This window comes from Microcoleus sp. S13_B4, from assembly GCF_036700885.1.
Taxonomy (GTDB): Bacteria; Cyanobacteriota; Cyanobacteriia; order Cyanobacteriales; family Microcoleaceae; genus Microcoleus.
In genome coordinates this window covers 21,915-43,969 of the sequence record NZ_JAUBPU010000018.1, presented here as the reverse complement: position 1 = coordinate 43,969, position 22,055 = coordinate 21,915, and the positions used below count along the sequence as shown (strand labels likewise).

Sequence of the window (22,055 nt, the reverse complement as noted above, 5' to 3'; positions counted from 1 at the left end):
CTTTTTTGGTTAACGTATGAGAATCAACTTGATTTGGCAGCAAGTAACGCTACGATCGAACGAGAGAGCGAATTCCGATCGAGCATCAGCGTGACAGAAACCGGGTTTCGTGCCGCGGGCTCACCTGAGTGCCTAAGTATTTTATCAAAAACCCCGGTTTCTTAAATCCTGCGCGGGTTGAGAATGCTGCCCTTGGCTCAAATCGAACACAATCAACTGCAAGAAATCTTCACAGAGACGAAATATGACACTAGCACTAACCAGAGATAACGTCGAAACAGTTCTTGATGAAATGCGCCCCTACCTGATATCCGACGGCGGCAACGTCGAACTCGTAGAAATTGACGGCCCAGTGGTACACCTGAGACTGCAAGGAGCTTGTGGCTCTTGCCCGAGTTCCACAATGACTCTGAGAATGGGCATTGAACGTCGCCTGCGCGAGGCTATCCCAGAAATTGCTGAAGTCGAACAGGTAATGTAATTACAATAGTCCGGACAGTTTTTATATGGCCCAATGGCTTATTCTGGCTTGACTTCGCAGCCCCTGTGGATAATTAAATCAATGTCAGCTCCACCCCTGACGTGGCATTTAATTCGACTTTATTTATGATCCTTGCCCCGCGTAAGCTTGGAGTCTCGTTCCCAAAACTGTCCGGAGTATTGTAATTAGTCAGTTGGCAATTAGCAGTTGGCCGTTGACGGTTGACTGTTGACGGTTGACTCTTACCAATTACCAAATTTAATTGCCAATTACCAATTACCAATTACCAATTACCAATTACCAATTACCAAATTCAATTACCAAATTCAATTACCAATTACCAAATTCAATGTCTCACCCCCTTTATGTAGCCTTCATTTGGCACCAACACCAACCGCTCTACAAATCCCGAGTATCAGCTAGCGCAGGAACAGCCCAGTACCGACTGCCTTGGGTGCGCTTGCATGGAGTCAAAGACTACTTGGATTTAGTTCTCCTTCTAGCAAAATATCCCAAACTGCATCAAACCGTAAACCTGGTTCCGTCCTTGATTTTGCAGATAGAAGACTGCATCGCAGACAAAGCATTAGACCCTTACTTGGCGGTGACATTAAAGCCAACAGAAACTTTAAACATCGCAGAACAAGAGTTCATTTTAGAACACTTCTTTGACGCCAATTACCACACCCTGATTCAGCCTCATCCCCGCTACGCTCAACTCTACACTCAGCGGCAGGAAAAAGGCATTCAGTGGTGTTTGGCAAACTGGAAATTGCAGGATTTTAGCGACTTGCTGGCGTGGCACAATTTAGCTTGGATTGACCCGCTGTTTTGGGACGACCCCGAGATTGCAGGGTGGCTGAAACAAGAACAAAATTTTAGTTTGGCAGACAGAAAAAACATCTACTCAAAACAAAAAGAAATCCTCGCTCGTATCATTCCCCAGCACCGTAAAATGCAAGCTGAGGGACAGTTGGAAGTCTCAACAACCCCCTACACGCACCCGATTTTACCGCTGCTTGCCGACACCAACGGCGGCCGCATAGCCATTCCAAACATGACGCTGCCAAAACAGCGGTTTCAGTGGGAAGAAGATATTCCCCGACACCTGAGAAAAGCCTGGGAAATGTATCAAGACCGATTTGATTGCCAACCGCGCGGTTTGTGGCCGTCGGAACAAGCAGTCAGCCCGGAAATTTTGCCCTATATTGCTAAACAAGGCTTTAAATGGATAGTCTCGGACGAAGCAGTATTGGGCTCGACAATTAAACACTTTTTTAACCGCGACGGGGCGGGGAATGTCTACGAACCCGAACTGTTATATCGTCCTTACCGTTTAGAAACTCCTGACGGCGATTTGGCAATAGTATTTCGAGACCACCGATTGTCTGATTTGATCGGGTTTACTTACGGTTCGATGGAACCGGAAAAAGCAGCATCAGATTTAGTGGGACACTTAGAAGCGATCGGCAGAACTCTCAAAAACCGACAGTTGGGCGGCCAAACAGCTTTAGAAACTCCCTGGTTAGTTACGATCGCCCTAGACGGAGAAAATTGCTGGGAATTCTATCCCCAAGACGGCAAACCGTTCTTAGAATCCCTCTATCAAACTCTCAGCGATAATCCAGATATCAAATTAGTCACAGTCTCAGAATTTCTCGACCAATTCCCAGCAACCGAAACAATTCCGGCAGCCCAACTGCACACCGGTTCCTGGGTGGACGGTTCCCTCACAACTTGGATCGGCGATCCCGCGAAAAATCGCGCTTGGGACATATTAGGGCCCGCCAGACAAATGCTGGCAAACCATCCAGAGGCCACAGAAGAAAGCAACCCAGAAGCTTGGGAAGCGCTTTATGCGGCCGAAGGTTCCGACTGGTTCTGGTGGTTTGGCGAAGGCCACACGTCGAACCAAGATGCCATGTTCGACCAGCTATTTCGAGAACACGTAGCGGGAATTTACGAAGCTCTGGGCGAGCCCGTGCCCCCGGAAGTGCGACGACAAGTAGAGGTGCACGAGGTTCAAGGCGACCACCTGCCGCTGAGCTTTATTCACCCGGTGATTGACGGTATCGGCAACGAACAGGATTGGGACAAAGCCGGTCGGATTGAAGTTGGGGGAGCAAGGGGTACGATGCACCGGAGTTCGGCAATTCAGCGGCTTTGGTACGGGGTTGACCACTTGAATTTTTACATTCGCGCCGACTTCAAAGCAGGGGTGCGACCGGGAATTGATTGCCCGCAACAGTTAAATTTGTTTTGGTTTTATCCCGATCGCACGATGAACAACAGTCTGATTCCGCTATCGGGTTTGCCGGACGAAGCACCACTAAACTATCGATTCCACCATCAGTTAGAGATTAATTTGCTGACGAAATCGATTTGGTTTCAGGAAGCAGGAGAGGGCGATGAGTGGCATCCCCGCATCAGCCGGGCCCAAGTGGGATTGGATAAATGTTTGGAGGTAGCAATACCTTGGGGGGATTTGCAGATTATGCCCGACTGGTCGCTGCGACTGATTGCGGTTTTATCGGAAGGAGAGCGTTACTCTACCTGTATGCCGGAAGATACTCTGATTCCGATCGGAATGCCGTAAAAAGTCCTTAGTCCTTAGTCATTAGTCATTAGGCTGTAGGGGCGGGTTGCACCAGCTTTCAGAGAACTGAAAACCCACATAAATATAAACCCGCCCCCTGAATTAGTCATTAGTCATTTCTTTCACCAACAAACAATTAAATGATTATCAAATTATTATATTAAATAGGCGCTTTAACTCTGGCTACATAATGCCTTGATCATTTCGAGAACGTCCGGTCGATCAAGGGCTATAAAATTTGTTGGTAGTGAGGGTGCATCCCTCATAAAAAAGAGGACTTAAGCCCTCACTACAAAACATATAATGGTTAATTTACCGGACATCATATCATTAGTCATGGGGAAATAAACAAACTAATGAGCCGCATTTTACTCTTGGTCGATCGCCAACAACAACCTAATTTGCCGATCGCACACCTCAACACCGAGCATGAGGTGATCGTACTCGATCGCGCTTTAGATCCCAACTCGGAATTTCCCTTTCCCCAAATCCCTTTTGACTTGTGCATTCTCGACGAGGCCAATTTTGATCGCATCGGACCGCTGGTAGAATCATTAAAAGCTGCGGCCGAGCCGATATTTTTACCCTTCTTGCTTGTTAGTAAATCCCAAACGGCTGCTCAGACAGAGCAGCCCTTTTCGCAGCAGGCAAAACAACTCGAACGAAGAATAGACGATTTGATAGTAAGTCCCGCAGAACCCGCCCAACTGCACTTGCGGGTAGAGAATTTGTTGGCCCGCAGGCGGCAGTCGGTAGAACTCCACAGACTTCAGGAAGTAATTAAAGAACAGACTTTTACAGAAAGTTTGTTAATCAACTCGGTGCAAACGGCAAACGAAAACCTGCAACGGGAAATCGCCAAGCGGGCGGAGGTAGAAACTGCACTGCGAGAAAACTCCTATCTTGACTCGCTGATCAATGCCATGCCAGATATTGTCTGCTTCAAAGATGGCGAGGGCAGGTGGCAGGAGGCAAATCAAGCGATGTTGGAAATGTTTGAGCTAGAAAAGATAGACTACCGCGGCCTCAAAGATTCTCAGCTAGGAGAACTCAGCAGTTTTTACCGGGAGGCGCTACAGGCGTGCGAGGTGAGCGATCAAGAAGCGTGGCAAAAAGGTGAGCTTTCTAGGGGAGAAGAAGTGATTCCCCGCTCAAACGGTACTGTGAAAATCTACGATGTGATTAAAGTACCTGTATTTCACCCCGACGGCAGACGCAAAAGTATAGTGATTTTGGGTCGTGACATTACTCAACACAAGCAAACTAGAGACGAACTCGTGCGCTTGGCGTCGATTGTCGAGTCTTCCGACGACGGCATCGTGGGCAAAACCCTCGCCGGGACCATTCAGAGCTGGAATGCAGGAGCCGAGAAGATTTACGGCTACTGTGCGGCGGAAATCAAGGGGCAGTCGATCGAGATTTTAGCAATACCCGAACGCCCCAAGGAAATGCCCCAAATATTGGAAAATATTAGGGCTGGAGCCACCATCGACCATTACGAAACCGTGCACTTGCGGAAAGACGGCCAACACATAGATGTGTCCCTGACAATTTCTCCGATTAAAGACGCCACTGGAGCGGTAACGGGCGTTTCCACCATCTCTCGCGACATCAGCGACAGCAAGCGAGTCGAAAAAGCCTTTGAACAACTCCGCCACCAAACAGAAATGATTTTGTTCTCCGCAGGAGAAGGAATTTGCGGGTTGAACAAAGAGGGAAAAGTAACTTTTGTCAATCCTGCGGCGGTGAGAATGGCTGGGTGTGAATCAAAGCAATTGATCGATCGACCACTCTATGAAAGCTTACACCGTTCACAGGAAGAAGGCTCAAAGGGGATCAAGCAACTCTCACCTGCAACAGACATCAATTCAGGCTCTGAACGGGTTCCACACTGCGCCGCACCGCAGGCGGGCAAACTGCTGTCTCAGCGGGTAAGTTCTCAAATTTTAGCCACCTTGGAAGACGGAGAGGCCCGGCGCGTCACCGATGAGGTTTTTTGGCGGCGAGACGGCAGCAGTTTTCCGGTTGAGTACGTTGTTGCTCCGATGCGAGAAGAAGGCGAAATTATTGGAGCTGTGGTGACTTTTAAGGATATCACCGATCGGCTTGCCGTCGAGCGCATGAAAGATGAATTCATCTCTGTTGTCAGCCACGAACTGCGGACGCCCATGACCTCAATTCACGGCGCCCTCGGTCTCCTCAACAGCGGTCTGCTTGACGCTTACCCCCAGAAAGCTAAGCGGATGCTGGAGATTGCTGTCACTAACACTGACCGTTTGGTGCGCTTGGTCAATGACATCCTAGATTTAGAGCGGATGGAGTCGAGTTACAGCACTGCTATCAAACAAACTTGTAATATGGCTGAGCTGATGTTGCAGGCGGCTGACGAGATGCAGGGAATGGCTCAGCAGGCGGGAGTTACTCTGTCGGTGAAGCCTGTGGGGGCGCAATTGCAAGCTGTTCCCGATCGGCTAATTCAAGCCTTGACAAATTTGCTCAGTAATGCTATTAAGTTTTCTCCCTCCGGGGCTACGGTTTGGCTGAGCGGGGAGTTGACCCACAATCCGGATGTGCCAGAAAATGCAGGGTACAAGCCGGTGTCGTCCCCGTCTTTGTTGTCTCCTAAGCCTGCCGCCGCGCCTCCGCACTTGCCAGGGACGAGCTCGTGGTACATCGTGATTGCTGTGAAAGACCAAGGGCGGGGTATTCCGCCAGACAAACTGGAGATGGTCTTTGAACGCTTTCAACAGGTTGATGCTTCTGATTCTCGTCAGAAGGGAGGTACTGGTTTGGGGCTGGCTATTTGTCGCAGTATCGTGCAGCAGCACGGGGGCCGGATGTGGGTGGAAAGCGTTTTGGGGGAAGGCAGCACTTTTTTCTTAACTCTGCCAGTTTTAAGGGAGGGGCTTGCAACTGAAAGTTAATTTCTACTGATCAGGTGTACCCAAAGTTAGTGATTTTCTGTCGATTGTTCGTGAGAGTCATCGAGAAACAATCTCAGCCTTTTATGCCGTTCGGGGACTGCGGGCAAAAATCGCGATTTGAGGTAGAAAAGTGGCTTTTTTTGGGGGGGGGAAATTTTACAGCAACCGCGCCCGAGGGTTAGGATGTTCTTAATTGTTGAAACCCAGGCGGTCGATGGCAACGGAGGTGTTCTTTTTTCCTTCTTTTTACCCGCTCACGAAGCCTCCGGGAGGCGAAGGGCTTTCAACATCTGCTATACAGTTTTGAAAATTTACTGTAAAGTCCGATCGGGTAAGATAATTTGCTTTACAAAATATTCACATTTCGCCTCTAGTCTGTGATCAGTTCTCATTCCTAAAAAAATGTTAATTTTGACTGCCAAGCGCATCTTGGTTATTGACGATGCGGAAGATATTCGGGAAGTGGCTCAAGTCAGTCTTGAGGTGGTGGGGGGCTGGGAAGTCCTGACAGCGAGTTCGGGCCGCGAGGGTGTTGCTAAGGCTCTTGCCGAACAGCCTGATGCTATTCTGTTGGACGTGATGATGCCCGACCAAGACGGGCCTACTACTTTTCTACAGTTACAAGCTAATAATGCTACGCAGCACATTCCGGTAATTTTATTGACGGCTAAGGCTCTCGCTGGGGACAGGCGGATGTTCGCGGATTTAGGGGTTGTGAGCGTGATTGCTAAGCCTTTTGAACCGATGTTTTTGGCGGCTCAGGTCGCTGAAGCTTTGGGCTGGGAGCAAGAATAGATCGATCGCCCGCATTGAATTGTGCAGCTTTTCAAGCAGTAGTTTTGCAGGCAAAGAGAGCTAAAAAAACTTGGTTTCTTTTGTATTGTGCCTCAGCTAGAATCAGGTCGATCGCTGGGCATATCTGTAGGGACTTAGGGGCTGTGCCTTTTGTCCTGTCAGCTTAAGACTAAAAACCGCAGTCCGGCAGAGGCGTTTCAACCCTGCCGCTCTTTGAGGTGAAATTGACACAAATAGGTGATGCCTAAGTCCCTATTTCTAGAGCGTTCATTTAAGCGGATTCGGCCTCAGCCATGAGCTCAGTATTCCTACTGATTTATCGGGAAAATATAAGCTGGCAGGATTATTTTACTTTTTGTAACAACTCACTCGTCTTCATAAGTTCTTCAGGTTTTAGTTTTAAGTTTAAGCACATGGTCAGGGATCGCTCCTGACTGTTGGCAGATACATTGGGAGAAGACGACTATGCCCTCAGCTTACATTTTGCTACTAATAGTTTCTCTGGCAGCAGTCTGGATTTACTGGCAAACTTCTCAAGATATTTTTGTTCTTGTGGCTTGGGCTGGACTGGGTTGTTTTATTTGGGGTTTCTCTTGGGCTCCTTGGAGCGTTCAGCTTCTGATTGTGGTGTTGCTGTTGAGCCTCCAAAAGTGCTACTTGCGAGACGCTCAAAGTTGTGAGTGAAAGAGATTTTTTATTGTTGTGTCTGGAGTGGAGATGCACCGGCACTCGTCAATCTTTGTAATGATTCGGTTATCGCTGCATTATCTTAAAAAAGGTTTAAAATATCATGAATAGTTGCCCTTGTTGCTCCTCTAAATTGCTCCGCCACGCTCGCCACAATCGCGTTTATTGGTTCTGCTCGCACTGCTGGCAGGAAATGCCGGATCTGTCGGAGATGATTTTAGGTAACACTGCGGGAACTCACAAACGAGACGGTTTGGTAAAGCTTCCTGCTTTGACTCCTAAATTGAGAATGTTGGATGCGGTAGGAAGGGCTTAGTTTGCTGGAGTTAGTCTCGTTAGTCTCGCGATAAATATGGAGACAGAAAAGATTTTTGATTGTGCCATCTGTTGGATTTTTTGATAGAGAATGCAAAAGCCCCCTTCCGTGTGAAGTGAAGGGGACTTATTAGCGGGGGGGGCTTTTGCACTTGTGAAGGGGTCGATCGCCGGAATTTCAGCTATTGTATGCAGTTAAGCTGATTACATCAAACCGATTTGAGAGAGAATGCCTTGACCGGTGAGGAATTCGGTAGCTAGGCCGATAACGAAGCCCAACATTGCCAAGCGGCCGTTCCAGGTTTCAGCGAACTCAGTGAAGCCCAACTTTGCGTCTTTGTTTTCCATGACCAGAAACCTCGTTTAATTTCAACCTTATGTAACTAAACTTAACACAGCAGTACAAAGTTTGCAACATATTTTTACATTTACTGTTCAAATGCCGGAGATAAGCCACTAATCTAGCGTAAATTAGCAGAGAATAACCGACTATTTACGCTATATATAGCGTTTTTGTGTAATTCTTGTGCAAGTAGAGATTAGCAGGGGTATTTGTGTCAGATAAACTCAAAAAATTAAATTAGATTACCCCTTGACATCTAAGAGTTAAAGTGCAAGTATCAAAACAAGACAGCTCAGATAGAGACCCGCATTCAAAAGCAAAGAGTGTTGGTTAAGTCGTCTCAGCGGTAGGATGTGCAGATTTCGGGTAAGCGTCCTAAAGCCCCGTTGATATAGACATTCAAGTTAATGTCGTTTCAACTGGAATAAATAGGTCAGTTGGCACGACATTTGTTTGAATTTCTATATCAACGGGTTTTTAGGACGCCTGTCCGAAATCTGCATATCCTATCGCTGAGACGCTAACCAAGCAAGTACACACTAAATTAATAGTGTGTAAGTCAAGAGTTTTGTTAAATGGGAAATGTCCCTTTTGAGCAAACTCAAAAACAATACTTCTTTGGTTAGATGCTTAATTTATTGATGCTGTCCTGCAAACCTAGTTTTAGGACACAGAAAAATGAGGAACCATCATTCAATCATTGGCCAACAAAGAAAGCAGTCTCAGGCTTTAGTTTCTATTTACATCGATCTTCAGAACGCAAAGTCAATTAAACATCTAGGTAGTCTATTGCTAGAATTTGCCAAATTTCAGGGGATATTGATTGAGGCAAAAGTCTACTACAATTCACTCTGTCCCGATCAAGTCTCTGCAAAAGACAAGCTACAAAACTTTGGTTTTAAATGTATCGATGTTCCCTGTCCTCTAAAAAATAGTGCCGATAATCAATTGATGGTTGACTGCCTTGATGATATTTACAGCAATCGGCCTCCCGATACAGTTATCCTTGTATCAGGAGATGGGGACTTTGTAAACTTGGTTCGCAATTTAAAAGATCGGGGTAAAAAAGTTATAGGCTTTGCTGAGCCAGGTAGTCTCAAACAAAAGCTGAAAGAAATTGTGGGTAGTGACTTCCACTTTCTCGATGAATTGCCTAACTTGGTAGCGTCCAAGACTCAGCATCAGACAGAAAAAGTTCCGTGTCATCTCACTTACAACGAGGCTGTTGAGTATTTGATAGAAGCTATCAAAACAGCATTAAGCAAAGGGAAGGGTACAGGATTAGGTTTTATTAACAACCTAATGTTGCAGCTTTTTCCCAAGTACCAAGGAGTCACTTTTGTCTGCCAGCATCAGGGAAAAACCTTTTCACGCTTTAGCGAGTTGGTTAAGGCTGCCGTGAAAGATGGAAAAATCCGATTGCAGGATCAGCAATTGTTTGTAATAGAAGCAGACAGATTATCTGCCTAAAGTTCCACAGTCCGCCAGGGAATGAATTCCTTGGCTAATAGCTAAAGTCGGTTAAAACCGACTGACTGACAGTTGAAAAACATAATCTTCAGTCGTCTTAAGACGACTTTAGCTATGAGCCAGGGGTTAAAACCCCTGGCGGACTGACGGACTAACGGGCTAATAGTAGAACCGCCAAAAATGTGTTAAAATTTACCCTGCCGCCGATAGCAAAAATCCAGTTTATTTGATAAACTAGATTCTCCCCACCTACCGCTATCTGCGGCTCTTTCATGTCCACATAATAACACCAAACTCCAAAAACAATAACCATTACAAAACCCTTATGCAATTAACTAAGCCAACACAAGAACTCAAAATTACCCTTCCCGAATTCAAAAATGAAAAATTGCTGCGCCAAGCCCTCACCCACCGTTCCTACGTCAACGAAAACCCCACATTCCGCGAAGAAGACAACGAACGCTTAGAATTTCTCGGCGATGCTTTGCTGACATTTCTCAGCGGCGAATATCTCTATCAGCGTCACCCAGAAATGGGAGAAGACCAACTGACTCGCCGACGTTCTGCATTAGTAGATGAAAAACAATTAGCCAGATTTGCTACTGAAATCAATTTAGATTTAAAAATGCGACTCGGAAAGGGAGCGTATCGAGAAGGTGGGATTACCAATCCAAATTTGCTCAGCAGCACTTTTGAAGCATTTATTGGCGCTTACTATCTGGATACGCAAGATATGGACAAAGTTAGCCAGTTTGTGTGGCAAATGTTTGATTCTGTTCCCGAAAATGTTGTGGAAACTCGATCGACTGTAGACTCGAAAAATCGCTTTCAGGAATGGGTACAGGCCAACGGTGACACGACTCCGCCCAAATACGTGACCATTCAAGAAGGAGGCACACCCCACAAGCCGGAATTTCTCGCTAAAGTTTATGTCGCAGAGAAACTCTATGGAGAAGGTAAAGGCAAAAGCAAAAAAGATGCTGAGAAAAATGCGGCCGAAGATGCGCTAGCAAAGCTGAAAAAACGCGGATTGATCTAAAGTTGAAAACACGGGTAAAAACTACTAGCTTTTTTGTGCGATACGGGCGTTGGCGAAGCCCTCGAAGACGATCGCCCGAATTGATGGCCAGAGTCCACAATGGGCTATAATCAAGACTTGCGTAAGTGTTACCGCCGTCGATTGAGGGTTGCAATGACAGAAATTCGTTGACGGGTGCCCGATTGTCGATCGTAATTTTGGGAAATATCAGAGCAATTCATGTCTACTCAAAACCCGACTACCCTAACTGTTGAAGAAGCACAGCAAATCCTCAAAGATTTCACTTGTCTGGATATGCAATCTGTAGCATCGCCGCTGGAAAAACACGCCCTCCGTCAAGCGATTTTGCTGGTAGCAAGTTTGTCGGATTATCAAATGTTGGGAGTGTGCGCTTCTTCGACGGATGAGGGGTTTTTAGCTTTAGAAGCTTATTTGAAAGCTTTGGGATATCAAGCTGTTTTAGATCCCAATGCTGTCTCGACCTTTGCTGGTTCGGTTTATATTAAGTTCAATACTTTGAAGGGGTCGTATTATGTTGACGGTTATCCCGGAACTTACCGGGGCGTTTTGATTTCGTGTCAATCTTCCTCAGAAGGTGGAGTTACTGGCACTTACGGTCATTTACCTCTCGATTTATTTGTTGATTAATTTGTCAGTAGTCAGTAGTCAATCGATCGATTAAATTGAATCAAAAACCGACTGCGGACTAAGCTTTAGGGTGCGTCAGCCGATCGCCCTTCGATTCATTTGAATCAAACACCGACTGACACACCTTACTAAAATTAACCCTTGCCAACGCTCAATTCCGGCTCTTGTTGCGGTGCGGTTTCTTCGGGTGGCAGTCCCAAAATATCGCTGTACAAGTTGATGTATTTCCGGGCCGAAATATCCCAGCTAAAATCTTCTCTCATGCCGCGCTGTTGCAGTTCTCTCCACTTATCTTTGTAGCGGAAACCTTCCCAAGTTCTGATCATGCAGGTGAACAAGTCGAGGGGTTCGTAGCGATCAAAACAGTAACCTGTACCAGTATTGTCGATCGGGTTGTTGTGGGAAACGGTATCGACTAAACCGCCGGTGCGGCGAACCATTGGCACGCACCCGTAGCGGAGGGCGAGCATTTGGCTGATGCCGCAGGGCTCAAAACGGCTGGGCATCAGGAAGCTGTCGCAGCCTGCGTAAACGCGCCGGGAAAGGGCCTCGTTGTAGAGTAGTTGGGTGGACATCCGACCGGGATAGCGGGCTGTCATTTGCCAGAGTTGGGTTTCGTAGTAGCGATCGCCCGTTCCGAGTACAATAAATTGAGAGTCGGTATAGGCCATGAACAGATCGAGCATTTGAATTATCAAATCTAATCCCTTCTGTTCTACCAGCCGCGTCACCATGCCGATCAAAAAAGCATTTTTATTCACTTCCAAACCGACTTCTTCTTGCAGCGCAATTTTATTAGCGGGGCGCTTTTCAATAGTATCAACACTAAATTGTTGATGGAGGTACTTGTCAGTGGCGGGGTTGTAAGATTCTGTATCAATTCCGTTCAAAATGCCTGATACTTTGCCACCGATGTAAGACAGCAGGCCTTCCAAACTTTCCCCATAAGCTGGGGTTTTGATTTGCTCGGCGTAAGTCGGTGAAACTGTATTTACTCGATCGGCAAACTGTACTGCGGCAGCCATTGTATTGTGACCTTGCATATACCAAGGACACCAAGTCATCTGCTCCAAACGCCAGCGCCACGGCCCTTGATATGCTAAATTGTGAATAGTAAAAACTGTGCTGATATCAGGATCTTGGCTCATCCAAACAGGTATCATCCCCGTATGCCAGTCGTGACAGTGGATAATTTGGGGCTTCCAGTGATTCCAGGCAAATTCAGCCGCAGCATTGGCAAAGAAAGTGAACCTCCAATCTTCATCTAAACCGCCGTAAACGCGGCGCGGCAAGAAAGATGGATGTTGCATTAAGTATAAAGGTACATCGGTTCCCGGCAAAACAGTTTCAAACACCGAGAAGCTTTGAAACATGGCAGCCCCATCCCAAACAGGTTTTTTGGGAACGTCCATTTTGTCGGAGATGAAACCGTAGTAGGGCATGAAGATGCGGACATCGTGTCCCATGCGCCGCAGAAATTTAGGCAAAGCGCCGACGACATCGCCCATACCGCCCACTTTTGCCAGCGGTGCTGCTTCGGCGGATACAAATAAAATACGCATTATTTTTTTGTGTTCCTTGAGATTGTTAGTCTAAATTAAGTTTAAATGGGGAGCGTCACAATATTAACGTGATCGTGCCAAATAAATAATTTTCGATCCCTATTCTCAGATCTGCGTCGGTTCATCTTCAATAAAAAAGATAGCGATCGCTTTTTGAGGTAACAGTGGCGGGGGATGAAAGTGCGATCGCTCGTACTCCCCTCCCGCGATAATTTTCACGCTCTAATCAAACTTATCTGTCACTTTCTGAGGGACGGTAAACATCAAAAAATGTATGAACTTTGCTCATCTTTACGCATTAGTAAAACTGCCCGCAAAGCCATCAGTATGTAATTAAGGAAATAGCGATCGCCTTTTTCATCCCCTCTGAGAAAAAGAGCGATCCTCTTCGAGGGCTTCGCCAACGCCCGAATCCCATATTACGAACAACGGGAGCATCTTAATGAAAGTATCCCAGCTAGAAATTGGAGTTTTGAGGCAGGAAGCAGGAGGAAAGAAGAAGAAGGAAGGAGCCAGAGGAAGTGTGTTTACAAATATGAGATGCTCCCGGATAACTCCCGACTAATTCTGAGAATTGTCCTCAAAAGTCTCCTCAAATCCCGCTAGAAAATCATCCAAAGCTTCAGAGGCGATCGCCAAATTAATATTATCAGCATCTTCCCATCCCCACGTATTCACCCCAACCACTTGACCTGCCATATTAATCAGTGGCCCGCCGGAATTTCCAGGATTAATCGCCGCATCAGTTTGCAACACCTTCACCTCACCCACCTCATCTTCGTCGTCACCGCCTTCTTCATATTCCTCGGGTTCGCGAATTGCACTCACAATACCTTGAGTTACAGTTGAAGCAAACTGCCCTAAAGGATTGCCCACAGCAATTACTCTATCTCCCACTTTCACATCAAAAGACAACTCTAGAGGAGGATATTCTTGGGGAGAGTCCACTTGTTCCCCTGTGTTCGGGTCGAAGGTAAAATCGCTAATTAAGAGTAATGCTAAATCTTCTTCAGTGTTACCAGTAAACACCACCTCTGCCAATCTCAATTTTCCGTCGTGAGTTTCGACTAAAACCTGTTCGATTTCATCTTCTTCATAGAAGTAATCTTGATCGGCAATATCTTCTACAACGTGATAGTTCGTGACAATTATGTCCGGCGATACAAAGAACCCGCTCCCAGAAGAAATCTCTTCTTCTGTATCCCAATCCATGACGTAAATTGACACTACGGACGGCAAGACTTGCTCGACTACATCCGAAAAATTTCCTGCTTGAGTTTTGAACTCTTTCAATTGCTTCTGCAAAGCTTGTTGGTCTGCCTGCATTTTGCTATAGAGTTGCTGAACCTTTTTCAATTCCAGCTTTAATTGAATTTCTCTAGCGCTCATATTGGGCCTTTACCTGAAATAAATTGCTGATTAATTTTGGATGTTTGATTATAGATTGGGGATGGGGATGTTAAGAATTATAGGACTTACGAAAAAAACCGGTTTTTACCATAAATCTTGGGCTATACAGCGAGACTTACATCAGAAACCGGGTTGGTTAACACCCCTGCGGAGCGTCCTAAGTTAGTCAGATATTTTTGAAATCCATCACGCAAGTCCTACCTAAAATCCCCTCAAAAATCTACAATCAGACTGCTACTCTACCCGTGAAAGCCAAAGCAAACCGCCTGTTACTTTTATTTTACAAAAGGCGATATATCGCGTCTAAAAGCATTGACAAAGAGATGCGGATCGGTTTTAGGAACCACGTTGAACTTGGACAAATATTTCCTCCAAAATTTCACTAGCACCCTGTTGGCGCAGGCGGTGAGCGAGGTCAATTCCGATCATTTCAGCAGTCTCGGCGGCGCCGGAAACACTATCTTTGACGAATCGCTTGCCGTCGAGACTCGATACCATTCCGGTTAAGGTTAATTGACCGTTTTCTATTTTGGTATTGACGCCGATTGGCACTTGACAGCCGCCTTCTAATTCTCGCAGAAATGCGCGTTCGGCATAACATCTTTGGGCGGTTTCCAAGTGTTCGAGAGCTTTAATCACTGCCATGATTTCTGTGTCTCCGGCGCGGCATTCGATGCCCAAAGCACCTTGTCCGACGGCGTGAAGGGAGATTTCAGCAGGGATAATTTGGTGGATGCGATCGCCCATTCCCAATCTTTCGAGGCCGGCAACTGCTAAAACAATCGCGTCGTAACCGCCCTCATCTAATTTAGCGAGTCGAGTATTGAGATTGCCACGAATATCTTTAAATTCAAAATGAGGGAAATGATGCCGAAGTTGAGCTAGCCGCCGCAGGGAAGAAGTGCCGATTACTGAACCTTCTGGGAGGGTGTCGAGTTGCTTGTCTTTGTGCTTGGAGTGAACTACCAAGGCGTCAGCGGGATTTTCTCGTTCGGTGACGCATCCTAAAATTAAACCTTCGGGCAAATTGGTAGGCAAATCTTTGAGGGAATGAACGGCAAAGTCCGTTTCATTGTTAATCATCCCCGTTTCTAATTCTTTGGTGAAAAGTCCTTTATCGCCAATTTTAGCGAGGGCGACATCAAGAATTATGTCCCCTTGGGTTGACATGGTGTGGACTTCAAAAGTGTGTTCCGGGAAGTGTTTCTGTAGCTGTTCTTGCACCCAGTGGGTTTGCACGAGGGCGAGTTGGCTTTTGCGGGAACCGATGCGAACGGTTCGGGAAGGGGCAGATGTGGTTGGGGACATAAGATCGATCGGAGGATAGCTTGAAATCAGCCAATATATTCACCTGATCTAGCGTACCGCAGGTGGGGACTTTAATTGCTGGTTGGGATAATTCGGGCAATAAAATAGAAATACCAGGTTTTGAGCGCCAGTAGCACTGAGTCTTGATGATGTTTCCCATCCAGCGTTGGGCGTCGCTTGCAGTCCCGGCGATCGACATTCCGAAGCAAAGGCTACGGGCGATGTACGATTTACCTAGGGTCAAGCCGGATGAACCTGGTTGGGATGAGGAGTTAGCTCAGCAGCAGCGAGAAAGAATTAGCTCAAAGGTTGCGGGATTTGGGTAGAGAAATGTAGTTGCGAGGGGAAAATGGCGATCGTAATTGCGATCGTACTTCTAAAGCCACCAAATAGCTTAGCATCAAAAGTGAATTTGTCAAATTACTAACATCCTAAAACTATGAAAAGTGCTCTTGACGTAGCTCGTTACTTTTTATGTCGTGTGGATCGAGAAGCAGGCGATACCATTTCTGGGCTGAAACTGCAAAAGCTCGTGTATTATGCACAAGCTTGGAGTTTAGTTTTTAGAAGCCAGCCGCTATTTGATCAAGATATTGAAGCTTGGGTTTCTGGCCCCATTGCCCGCGATGTTTGGAATGAGTACAAAGCTTACAAATATAGCCATATTCCAGATCCCAATTATTTTGAAGAAGAATTTGATGAAGATGAAATCGAGGTACTCGAAGAAGTTTGGAATGCTTATGGAGAATTAAGTGCTAAACATCTTGCAGAATTGACGCAATCAGAGACACCTTGGCTCAACGCCCGCAAGGGATTAGAACCTGCAGAAACATCAACTAAAATCATCTCCCACGAGGATATAAAATCCTGCTATTCACCTTTGGTGGAGGCGTAAGTGCAGCTTCCTTGCCAAAAAGTCGATTCCCTCCGGGATAGCTTCGCTTCACGACCTTTTAGTTCTCAGCTACGGCAATCAATAACTGAACTTCAATTCCTAAAGTCCGAGCACTGCGAGCCAAAGCCTCATCGCCAGTCACCAAAAGCAACTGATTAGAACTTGCTACTGCTAAATGCAGTGCATCTAAGGTACGCAACGGTACTTCAAAGCGGCTAATCCAATCGCGAGCTAAATTGTAATGAATTGGCTCTAAGGGGATGCGAGTATAAAAATTTTCATCCAAGTCAGTTTGAAAATCGAGTCCTATTTGTCTTGCCTCTTCTGGAGAAATTTCCCTCATTCGCAATTTGCGGGCAACTGCTGAAAACAGTTCCACCTCAACTAATTGACTTAGTGCGGGCGTGTCTTCAATCCTCAGCAATTCAGCAACAGCATCGCTGAGAGCTTCTGGTAAATAGAAGGGGACAAGAGCGCTGGTATCTATATAAATCAATACCGTGCTTCCTCCCTTAGCCTAACGACTGTTGCACTCATGGGCTCGCCCTTGACATTAATGGAGTTTCGGAATGCTTTACGCCTAGCTAACCGCTGCTCCTTGGATAGTGGCGGAACTATGCGAGCTACTACTTGGCCGGACTGTAGGATTGTCACTTCTTCTCCTTTGGCTACCTTTTCCAAGATAGCTTGCAGACTCTGCTGGGCTTCTTCAACGCTAATCGCAGGCATCTCATTAGTTTTTTAGGTACTTTTTAAGTGTACAGCAACGGGATATTTAATGCGAAAAAAATCGATTCTCTACCCTGCCCGAAGGCAAGCGCCTTCTGGATAGCTTGGCTCGCGCGTACCTTTTCCATTTCTCACCCAAATTTAACGTTGCCCTGCTTGAAGTGCAGAATTTGCTATCTGGATAACTTCTTGCTGCCGTGCGTTTTTCCTTGTGACTCGGTACAGCACCCCCAGCCTTTGCCACTCAACAAAAGCAGTGCAGTAAGCACCGCAATTATTGAAATAAATCCCCCTGATTCCGCCCGCCAATTCCACGCTTCTGTAAGTATCCTGTGGCAATCGCGAAGGAGGCGAAAACGGTTCATTTCTTTTAGCTTCGATGGTGCCGAAATAACAGGCCCCGGCACGGCATCCTTTGCCTAAATACATTGCCACAATGTAACCGTGAGCACCCGCTTGCACATCAAAATCAAGTTGCTGAATTTCAGATAAAGGCAGTCTACTCGGAAGAAAAACAGGCACTCGCGTTTTGCCTTTGATTTGCCGAAAGATGTTACTGGCAGGAAAACTACTGTTAGCTTGGTTTGTACCTGAGTTATCGGGGATTGGGGGAAACTTTTGCACAAAATTCCTCCACTGCATAACTCTATTTTTAGCAATGTTAAAAGTGGGAATTGAGTATTTTTCTAGCGCAAAATAAGGGCTACCGTTTTTCAGGTTGAAGTTGCGGCGAATCACTGTAATTTCGGGTTTGCCTAAGCCGTAAGCTGTGGCTATGGAACGGGCGAGATTGCAGCTAATTTTGAAGCGTCCCATTTCAATATTGCCATTTTCCGCTTGATAAGACCAATTGTAACCTTCAGAAGGGCGATCGCGCTCGCACAGAAAATGAGAAATCTCAAACATTTTGGCAATATGAACATCGTACAACCGCAACTTGCGGCTGCCGGCAGATTTTGCAGTGTTGCGATCGGGTACAATAAATTGTATCGGTTGCCAGCTATCTTCAGGGGAATAATTAAACCAGCGGATTTCTGTAATCGGGAGTTCAGTCCTTGCTAACGCTGAGTTTGGTGTCAAAGGTGCGTGAAGGGAAGCTATCCCGAAGGGAATCGTAAAATCAGTCACAATACAAGCAAAAATCGCCGCAAATAGCCATCTTCCCCTCATCCTCATTTCTCCCTAAGTAGGTAAGCGCAAAAAAATATAGCATCTTGTAAGGGGCGAGTGCGAGTTAAGATATATCATACAATAACGGTAAGGTGCGTCCTTACGCACCTTACATATAGAAGTTGTGCCTCCCCGACTGCTAAACTTAACGCTTCCCAGCTTGAATAGCAGAATTTCCTATTAAAATTAAATCAGATTCTCGTCCGTTCTTAATGGCGACGGTATACATAAAGCCCTGAGTTTTCCACTGAAGAGTTGCTGTGCAGTAAGCCCCGCAACCGTTATGATAAACTCCTTTCACTCCGCCCGCAAGTTTGACATTTTTTAACGTCTTAGTTACCCCTTCTAGTTTTGTAGTAAACTCCCCGCCTTTTTGACCTAGAATTGACCCAAAAGAGCAAACTGTCGTACCGCCGCAATCGGGTTTAAACTCGATTGAAATACTATAGCTGTTTGCTTGTGCTGTAGTTGGATAGTACATTTTTCCCGAAAGCGGAATCCTGCTGGGAATAAAAATAGGCACTTGCGTTTTGCCTTTTAACTTTTGCAAAATTTGATTTACCGAAACCGCAGTGCCTCCTTGAGCAATTTGTGTTGTTCCCGATTGTCGCTGCGACAATTGCGAAGAGCCAAAAACAACCGAGGGAGGTACTAAAGCAGTCAATACACAAGCAGAAGTAGCCAAAAGTAATAATTTCTTCTTCACGGTCTTTTCCCTTAATATTCCAATAGTTTAGTTGGGCGGCGAACCGCATTCACGTATGTACAACCATAATTCAAAATACCAAATTAACACTCGCTTTTCCGGGAAAAATGTTTTTTGACTATCTTGACAAGGTTGCCAGAATATGAATTCATCTATAATATAGAGAAGGCGAGCAATTTAGGAGTCGATCGTGGAACTGCAAGAGTATTTGCGCGAGCACGGATTGGAAACTTTGTCCGAAACTTATCATATCAAAGTTACCCGCCACCGCCAATATCCCGATTTAGTCTGTCTGAAATACTCGCAGATAGAATCTCCCCTGGGCGAAAAAATAGTCCAGCAGTGCCGAGGCATTATTTTAGATTCATCTCAAAATTGGCAGATAGTTTCTTATCCCTACGACAAATTTTTTAATTACGGAGAAATTCACGCCGCTGCAATTGATTGGAGTCATGCCAAAGTTTATGAAAAACTCGACGGTTCTCTGACTGTACTGTATTTTTACAAGGGAGAATGGAGAGTGCAATCTAGCGGCACTCCCGACGCCGCCGGCGAAGTTAATGGTTTTGGGTTCAGCTTTGCCGAACTTTTTTGGAAAGTTTGGCAAGAATTGGGATATCAATTGCCGGAAGAAACCGACCAATGTTTTATCTTTGAATTGATGACGCCTTACAATAGAATAGTTGTCCAGCCAAAAAACAATCAAATTGTGCTGCACGGGGTTCGCAACACTCAAACGCTGCTAGAAACCGATCCGAGTATTTGGGCAAATAAATACGGCTGGGAATTGGTAGCATCCTATCCTTTAACTAGCTGGAAAGAAGTTATCGAAGCGGCTCAACATTTAGATCCGATGAATTCGGAAGGGTATATTATCTGCGACGCTAACTTCAACCGAGTTAAAGTTAAGTCTCCGCAATATGTCGCGATTTCCCATCTGCGCGAAGGGTTTTCGACCCGCCGCCTGATAGAAATTGTTTTAACTAATGAAGGAGAAGAGTTTTTAGCTTATTTTCCTGAGTGGAGTGAGTTGTATCAACAAGTTAAGGACAAATATCAATCTTTGGTTGAAGAAATCGAGGAAGCTTACCGACAGCATGAACATATCGAAGTTCAGAAAGATTTTGCATTAGCTGTGAAGCATTTGCCGTATTCCGGGATTTTGTTTTCTTTGCGTGCCCGAAGAGTTGCGGGAGTGAAAGAAGCTCTCCGTGATGTTACGATCCATAAAATAGAGGAGCTCTTGGGTTTAGATTACCTCCATCTAGGTTTGTAGTAACGACTAAAGTCGTTCTTGAATGAGGACTTTAGTCCTCACTACGAACGAAAATTAACATTCTATTTTAGCTGATCGAAGAAAGGAATGCACCTAATTAAACCTAAGATACAGCTAAAAAGTTTGCTGTATGATTCTTCTTCCTTCTTCCTTCTTCCTTCTTCCTTCTACTTACCATGAAAAGAGTTATTGTACTTGTCGGTTTACCTGCTTCGGGAAAATCTCAATTTGCTAGGGAGTTGCTGCTGTCTGAACCTGCAAAGTGGGTGCGTAGCAATAAAGATTTGCTCAGAGAAATGGCTCACGCTTCTCATTGGTCGCCGGCGAATGAAAAGTTTATTTTGCTGTTAAGAGATACGATTATTTTGATGGCTTTGGAAAGCGGCAAGCACGTCATTGTTGATGATACTAATTTCGGGCATCACATCGAGCATATCAAACAGTTGGTAAAAGGTAAAGCCATCGTCGAAGTTAATGATTCTTTCTTGCAAGTTCCGGTTGAGGAATGTATTAAACGGGATTTGAAAAGGCTTAATTCGGTGGGCAAAGATGTGATTATGAAGATGTACAATAAGTACGTGCGTGTTCCCGTTGCGCCGCCGGAATATAACCCGGATTTGCCGGATGCAATTATTGTCGATATGGACGGTACCCTGGCACTTCTCAATGGCAGAAATCCTTTTGATGCTTCGACGTGCGATCGCGATTTGCCAAATCAGCCAGTTTTAGATACCGTTCGCAAGTGGCAGTCCAGCGCCCATATTATTGTAGTGTCGGGCCGCACAGATGACTGTCAGCCTCAAACTGAAAAATGGTTGCAGCAGTACGAGGTTAATTATGCCAGTCTTTATATGCGAAAAACCGGAGATATGAGGAAGGATTCGATTATTAAAGAGGAGTTCTATCGACGGCATATTGCAGGAAAATATAACATTAAGTTTGTTTTGGACGATCGCCAGCAAGTAGTTGATATGTGGCGGTCGTTAGGATTGACGGTATTTCAAGTAGATGAAGGGGATTTTTAAGACAGGGTTTGTTTGCGCGGGCGATCGCAAATTCCAACCATTGGCCCACCCCTAATGCTACAATCAAAGTAACATTGCAAAAAATTTTGTTATGATATCCATTCCCCAAGCACCCCAAAAAATGACCGTTGAGGAATATCTCGAATGGGAAGCTCAACAAGAGATTCGCCACGAATATGTCAACGGCGAAGTTTTTGCCATGACGGGTAGTACAATTCCCCATAACGATCTGGCACTCAACTTTTACAGGAACTTGTACCCGCATCTGCGTTCCATAGGCTGTCGGATGAACGTGTCAGATGTGAAATTGCAAGTTAACTTTCAAAGCCGTTACTACTACCCTGATGTGATAGTCAGTTGCGATCCAGAAGACATTAATTCGCGCAATTTCATTCAGAATCCTAAAATCATTGTGGAAGTTCTTTCCCCCAGTACAAGTGCTAAAGATCGGGATGAAAAATTTACTTGTTACCTAAAAATTCCGACTTTGCAAGAATATATCTTGATTGACGCCGAAAAGATTTTCGTTGAGCGTTACTGTCGCGGAGAGGGTAGAATGTGGCTTTACTATTCTTACAGTGCTGGGGAGATTATCACTTTATCAAGCATTGAGTTTGATTTGCCGATCGAACTTTTGTATGAAGGTGTTGGATTTGAAACAGAAATAGAAGCATAA

Annotated in this window: 22 protein-coding genes; 14 read left to right on the top strand and 8 right to left on the bottom strand. The window is 45.5% G+C overall.

Features of this window, described 5'->3' with window-relative positions; genetic code table 11:
* The first annotated feature begins 244 nt into the window (after positions 1-244).
* The 6 genes from QT994_RS12810 to QT994_RS12785 all read left to right on the top strand — a co-directional run bounded on the left by QT994_RS12810 (position 245) and on the right by QT994_RS12785 (position 7,799).
* Positions 245-481 (top strand): NifU family protein, encoded by a 237-nt coding sequence (locus QT994_RS12810; RefSeq protein ID WP_006632519.1) that lies wholly within the window; start codon positions 245-247, stop codon positions 479-481.
* Positions 482-830: 349 nt separating this feature from the next.
* On the top strand, positions 831-3,077 hold the full coding sequence (locus QT994_RS12805; RefSeq protein ID WP_333175014.1) for a glycoside hydrolase: 2,247 nt from the start codon (positions 831-833) through the stop codon (positions 3,075-3,077).
* Positions 3,078-3,433: 356 nt separating this feature from the next.
* Complete coding sequence (locus QT994_RS12800) at positions 3,434-6,001, top strand: PAS domain S-box protein (RefSeq protein ID WP_333175012.1); 2,568 nt, start codon at positions 3,434-3,436, stop codon at positions 5,999-6,001.
* 402 nt (positions 6,002-6,403) lie between these two features.
* A complete protein-coding gene (locus tag QT994_RS12795) occupies positions 6,404-6,796 on the top strand; it encodes a response regulator (protein ID WP_333046072.1) in 393 nt (130 codons plus the stop codon).
* Between the two features lie 465 nt (positions 6,797-7,261).
* Positions 7,262-7,480, top strand: coding sequence for a hypothetical protein (locus tag QT994_RS12790; RefSeq protein WP_333046073.1), 219 nt, complete (start codon positions 7,262-7,264; stop codon positions 7,478-7,480).
* Positions 7,481-7,586: 106 nt separating this feature from the next.
* Complete coding sequence (locus QT994_RS12785) at positions 7,587-7,799, top strand: hypothetical protein (RefSeq protein WP_333046074.1); 213 nt, start codon at positions 7,587-7,589, stop codon at positions 7,797-7,799.
* A gap of 203 nt (positions 7,800-8,002) precedes the next feature.
* Here QT994_RS12785 and QT994_RS12780 read toward each other — a convergent pair whose 3' ends face one another.
* Positions 8,003-8,146, bottom strand: a complete 144-nt coding sequence (locus QT994_RS12780; RefSeq protein ID WP_006632525.1) for a chlorophyll a/b-binding protein — start codon at positions 8,144-8,146, stop codon at positions 8,003-8,005.
* Between the two features lie 673 nt (positions 8,147-8,819).
* Here QT994_RS12780 and QT994_RS12775 point away from each other — a divergent pair.
* The 3 genes from QT994_RS12775 (at position 8,820) to QT994_RS12765 (ending at position 11,298) form a co-directional block, all read left to right on the top strand.
* Complete coding sequence (locus tag QT994_RS12775) at positions 8,820-9,611, top strand: NYN domain-containing protein (RefSeq protein WP_333175010.1); 792 nt, start codon at positions 8,820-8,822, stop codon at positions 9,609-9,611.
* A 325-nt stretch (positions 9,612-9,936) separates the two neighbouring features.
* Positions 9,937-10,650 carry a ribonuclease III gene (gene rnc / locus QT994_RS12770; protein WP_333175007.1) on the top strand — a complete coding sequence of 238 codons (714 nt, stop codon included), beginning with the start codon at positions 9,937-9,939 and terminating at the stop codon, positions 10,648-10,650.
* A 219-nt stretch (positions 10,651-10,869) separates the two neighbouring features.
* Positions 10,870-11,298, top strand: coding sequence for a DUF1824 family protein (locus QT994_RS12765; RefSeq protein WP_333175005.1), 429 nt, complete (start codon positions 10,870-10,872; stop codon positions 11,296-11,298).
* A gap of 134 nt (positions 11,299-11,432) precedes the next feature.
* Here QT994_RS12765 and glgA read toward each other — a convergent pair whose 3' ends face one another.
* The 3 genes from glgA to hemC all read right to left on the bottom strand — a co-directional run bounded on the left by glgA (position 11,433) and on the right by hemC (position 15,578).
* The gene (gene glgA / locus QT994_RS12760; RefSeq protein WP_333175002.1) at positions 11,433-12,860 is read right to left on the bottom strand and encodes a glycogen synthase GlgA; all 1,428 of its coding nucleotides are present in this window, start codon (positions 12,858-12,860) and stop codon (positions 11,433-11,435) included.
* A 561-nt stretch (positions 12,861-13,421) separates the two neighbouring features.
* Complete coding sequence (locus QT994_RS12755) at positions 13,422-14,249, bottom strand: trypsin-like peptidase domain-containing protein (RefSeq protein ID WP_333046083.1); 828 nt, start codon at positions 14,247-14,249, stop codon at positions 13,422-13,424.
* 357 nt (positions 14,250-14,606) lie between these two features.
* The gene (gene hemC / locus QT994_RS12750; RefSeq protein ID WP_333174999.1) at positions 14,607-15,578 is read right to left on the bottom strand and encodes a hydroxymethylbilane synthase; all 972 of its coding nucleotides are present in this window, start codon (positions 15,576-15,578) and stop codon (positions 14,607-14,609) included.
* Positions 15,579-15,724: 146 nt separating this feature from the next.
* Here hemC and QT994_RS12745 point away from each other — a divergent pair, with 146 nt between their 5' ends.
* Both QT994_RS12745 and QT994_RS12740 read left to right on the top strand, forming a co-directional pair.
* Complete coding sequence (locus tag QT994_RS12745; protein WP_333174997.1) at positions 15,725-15,904, top strand: hypothetical protein; 180 nt, start codon at positions 15,725-15,727, stop codon at positions 15,902-15,904.
* Between the two features lie 113 nt (positions 15,905-16,017).
* Entirely contained in the window at positions 16,018-16,473 is a 456-nt protein-coding gene (locus tag QT994_RS12740; protein WP_333174994.1) for a type II toxin-antitoxin system antitoxin SocA domain-containing protein, read from the top strand.
* Positions 16,474-16,531: 58 nt separating this feature from the next.
* Here QT994_RS12740 and QT994_RS12735 read toward each other — a convergent pair whose 3' ends face one another.
* From QT994_RS12735 to QT994_RS12720, 4 genes are all read right to left on the bottom strand, one after another.
* Positions 16,532-16,969, bottom strand: a complete 438-nt coding sequence (locus QT994_RS12735) for a type II toxin-antitoxin system VapC family toxin (protein ID WP_333174991.1) — start codon at positions 16,967-16,969, stop codon at positions 16,532-16,534.
* Positions 16,966-17,202, bottom strand: coding sequence for a type II toxin-antitoxin system Phd/YefM family antitoxin (locus QT994_RS12730; protein ID WP_333046092.1), 237 nt, complete (start codon positions 17,200-17,202; stop codon positions 16,966-16,968). Before QT994_RS12730 ends, QT994_RS12735 begins: the two co-directional genes overlap by 4 nt.
* 141 nt (positions 17,203-17,343) lie before the next feature.
* Complete coding sequence (locus QT994_RS12725; protein WP_333174988.1) at positions 17,344-18,372, bottom strand: hypothetical protein; 1,029 nt, start codon at positions 18,370-18,372, stop codon at positions 17,344-17,346.
* A 145-nt stretch (positions 18,373-18,517) separates the two neighbouring features.
* The gene (locus QT994_RS12720; RefSeq protein WP_333174986.1) at positions 18,518-19,078 is read right to left on the bottom strand and encodes a hypothetical protein; all 561 of its coding nucleotides are present in this window, start codon (positions 19,076-19,078) and stop codon (positions 18,518-18,520) included.
* A 190-nt stretch (positions 19,079-19,268) separates the two neighbouring features.
* Between QT994_RS12720 and QT994_RS12715 the strand changes: the two genes are divergently transcribed.
* The 3 genes from QT994_RS12715 to QT994_RS12705 all read left to right on the top strand — a co-directional run bounded on the left by QT994_RS12715 (position 19,269) and on the right by QT994_RS12705 (position 22,055).
* The gene (locus tag QT994_RS12715) at positions 19,269-20,354 is read left to right on the top strand and encodes a T4 RnlA family RNA ligase (RefSeq protein ID WP_333174983.1); all 1,086 of its coding nucleotides are present in this window, start codon (positions 19,269-19,271) and stop codon (positions 20,352-20,354) included.
* Between the two features lie 176 nt (positions 20,355-20,530).
* A complete protein-coding gene (locus QT994_RS12710; RefSeq protein ID WP_333174980.1) occupies positions 20,531-21,379 on the top strand; it encodes a phosphatase domain-containing protein in 849 nt (282 codons plus the stop codon).
* A gap of 91 nt (positions 21,380-21,470) precedes the next feature.
* Positions 21,471-22,055 (top strand): Uma2 family endonuclease, encoded by a 585-nt coding sequence (locus QT994_RS12705; RefSeq protein WP_333174978.1) that lies wholly within the window; start codon positions 21,471-21,473, stop codon positions 22,053-22,055.

What these genes read in the sequence shown, in the direction of transcription:
- QT994_RS12805 (WP_333175014.1), top strand. Translation starts at nt 831, where the DNA reads ATGTCTCACCCCCTTTATGTAGCCTTCATTTGGCACCAACACCAACCG.
- QT994_RS12725 (WP_333174988.1), bottom strand. Translation starts at nt 18,372, where the DNA reads ATGAGGGGAAGATGGCTATTTGCGGCGATTTTTGCTTGTATTGTGACT.
- QT994_RS12795 (WP_333046072.1), top strand. Translation starts at nt 6,404, where the DNA reads ATGTTAATTTTGACTGCCAAGCGCATCTTGGTTATTGACGATGCGGAA.
- glgA (WP_333175002.1), bottom strand. Translation starts at nt 12,860, where the DNA reads ATGCGTATTTTATTTGTATCCGCCGAAGCAGCACCGCTGGCAAAAGTG.
- QT994_RS12740 (WP_333174994.1), top strand. Translation starts at nt 16,018, where the DNA reads ATGAAAAGTGCTCTTGACGTAGCTCGTTACTTTTTATGTCGTGTGGAT.
- QT994_RS12745 (WP_333174997.1), top strand. Translation starts at nt 15,725, where the DNA reads ATGATGTTTCCCATCCAGCGTTGGGCGTCGCTTGCAGTCCCGGCGATC.
- QT994_RS12775 (WP_333175010.1), top strand. Translation starts at nt 8,820, where the DNA reads ATGAGGAACCATCATTCAATCATTGGCCAACAAAGAAAGCAGTCTCAG.
- rnc (WP_333175007.1), top strand. Translation starts at nt 9,937, where the DNA reads ATGCAATTAACTAAGCCAACACAAGAACTCAAAATTACCCTTCCCGAA.
- QT994_RS12730 (WP_333046092.1), bottom strand. Translation starts at nt 17,202, where the DNA reads ATGCCTGCGATTAGCGTTGAAGAAGCCCAGCAGAGTCTGCAAGCTATC.
- QT994_RS12710 (WP_333174980.1), top strand. Translation starts at nt 20,531, where the DNA reads ATGAAAAGAGTTATTGTACTTGTCGGTTTACCTGCTTCGGGAAAATCT.
- QT994_RS12790 (WP_333046073.1), top strand. Translation starts at nt 7,262, where the DNA reads ATGCCCTCAGCTTACATTTTGCTACTAATAGTTTCTCTGGCAGCAGTC.
- QT994_RS12800 (WP_333175012.1), top strand. Translation starts at nt 3,434, where the DNA reads ATGAGCCGCATTTTACTCTTGGTCGATCGCCAACAACAACCTAATTTG.
- QT994_RS12705 (WP_333174978.1), top strand. Translation starts at nt 21,471, where the DNA reads ATGATATCCATTCCCCAAGCACCCCAAAAAATGACCGTTGAGGAATAT.
- QT994_RS12755 (WP_333046083.1), bottom strand. Translation starts at nt 14,249, where the DNA reads ATGAGCGCTAGAGAAATTCAATTAAAGCTGGAATTGAAAAAGGTTCAG.
- QT994_RS12780 (WP_006632525.1), bottom strand. Translation starts at nt 8,146, where the DNA reads ATGGAAAACAAAGACGCAAAGTTGGGCTTCACTGAGTTCGCTGAAACC.
- QT994_RS12785 (WP_333046074.1), top strand. Translation starts at nt 7,587, where the DNA reads ATGAATAGTTGCCCTTGTTGCTCCTCTAAATTGCTCCGCCACGCTCGC.
- hemC (WP_333174999.1), bottom strand. Translation starts at nt 15,578, where the DNA reads ATGTCCCCAACCACATCTGCCCCTTCCCGAACCGTTCGCATCGGTTCC.
- QT994_RS12810 (WP_006632519.1), top strand. Translation starts at nt 245, where the DNA reads ATGACACTAGCACTAACCAGAGATAACGTCGAAACAGTTCTTGATGAA.
- QT994_RS12765 (WP_333175005.1), top strand. Translation starts at nt 10,870, where the DNA reads ATGTCTACTCAAAACCCGACTACCCTAACTGTTGAAGAAGCACAGCAA.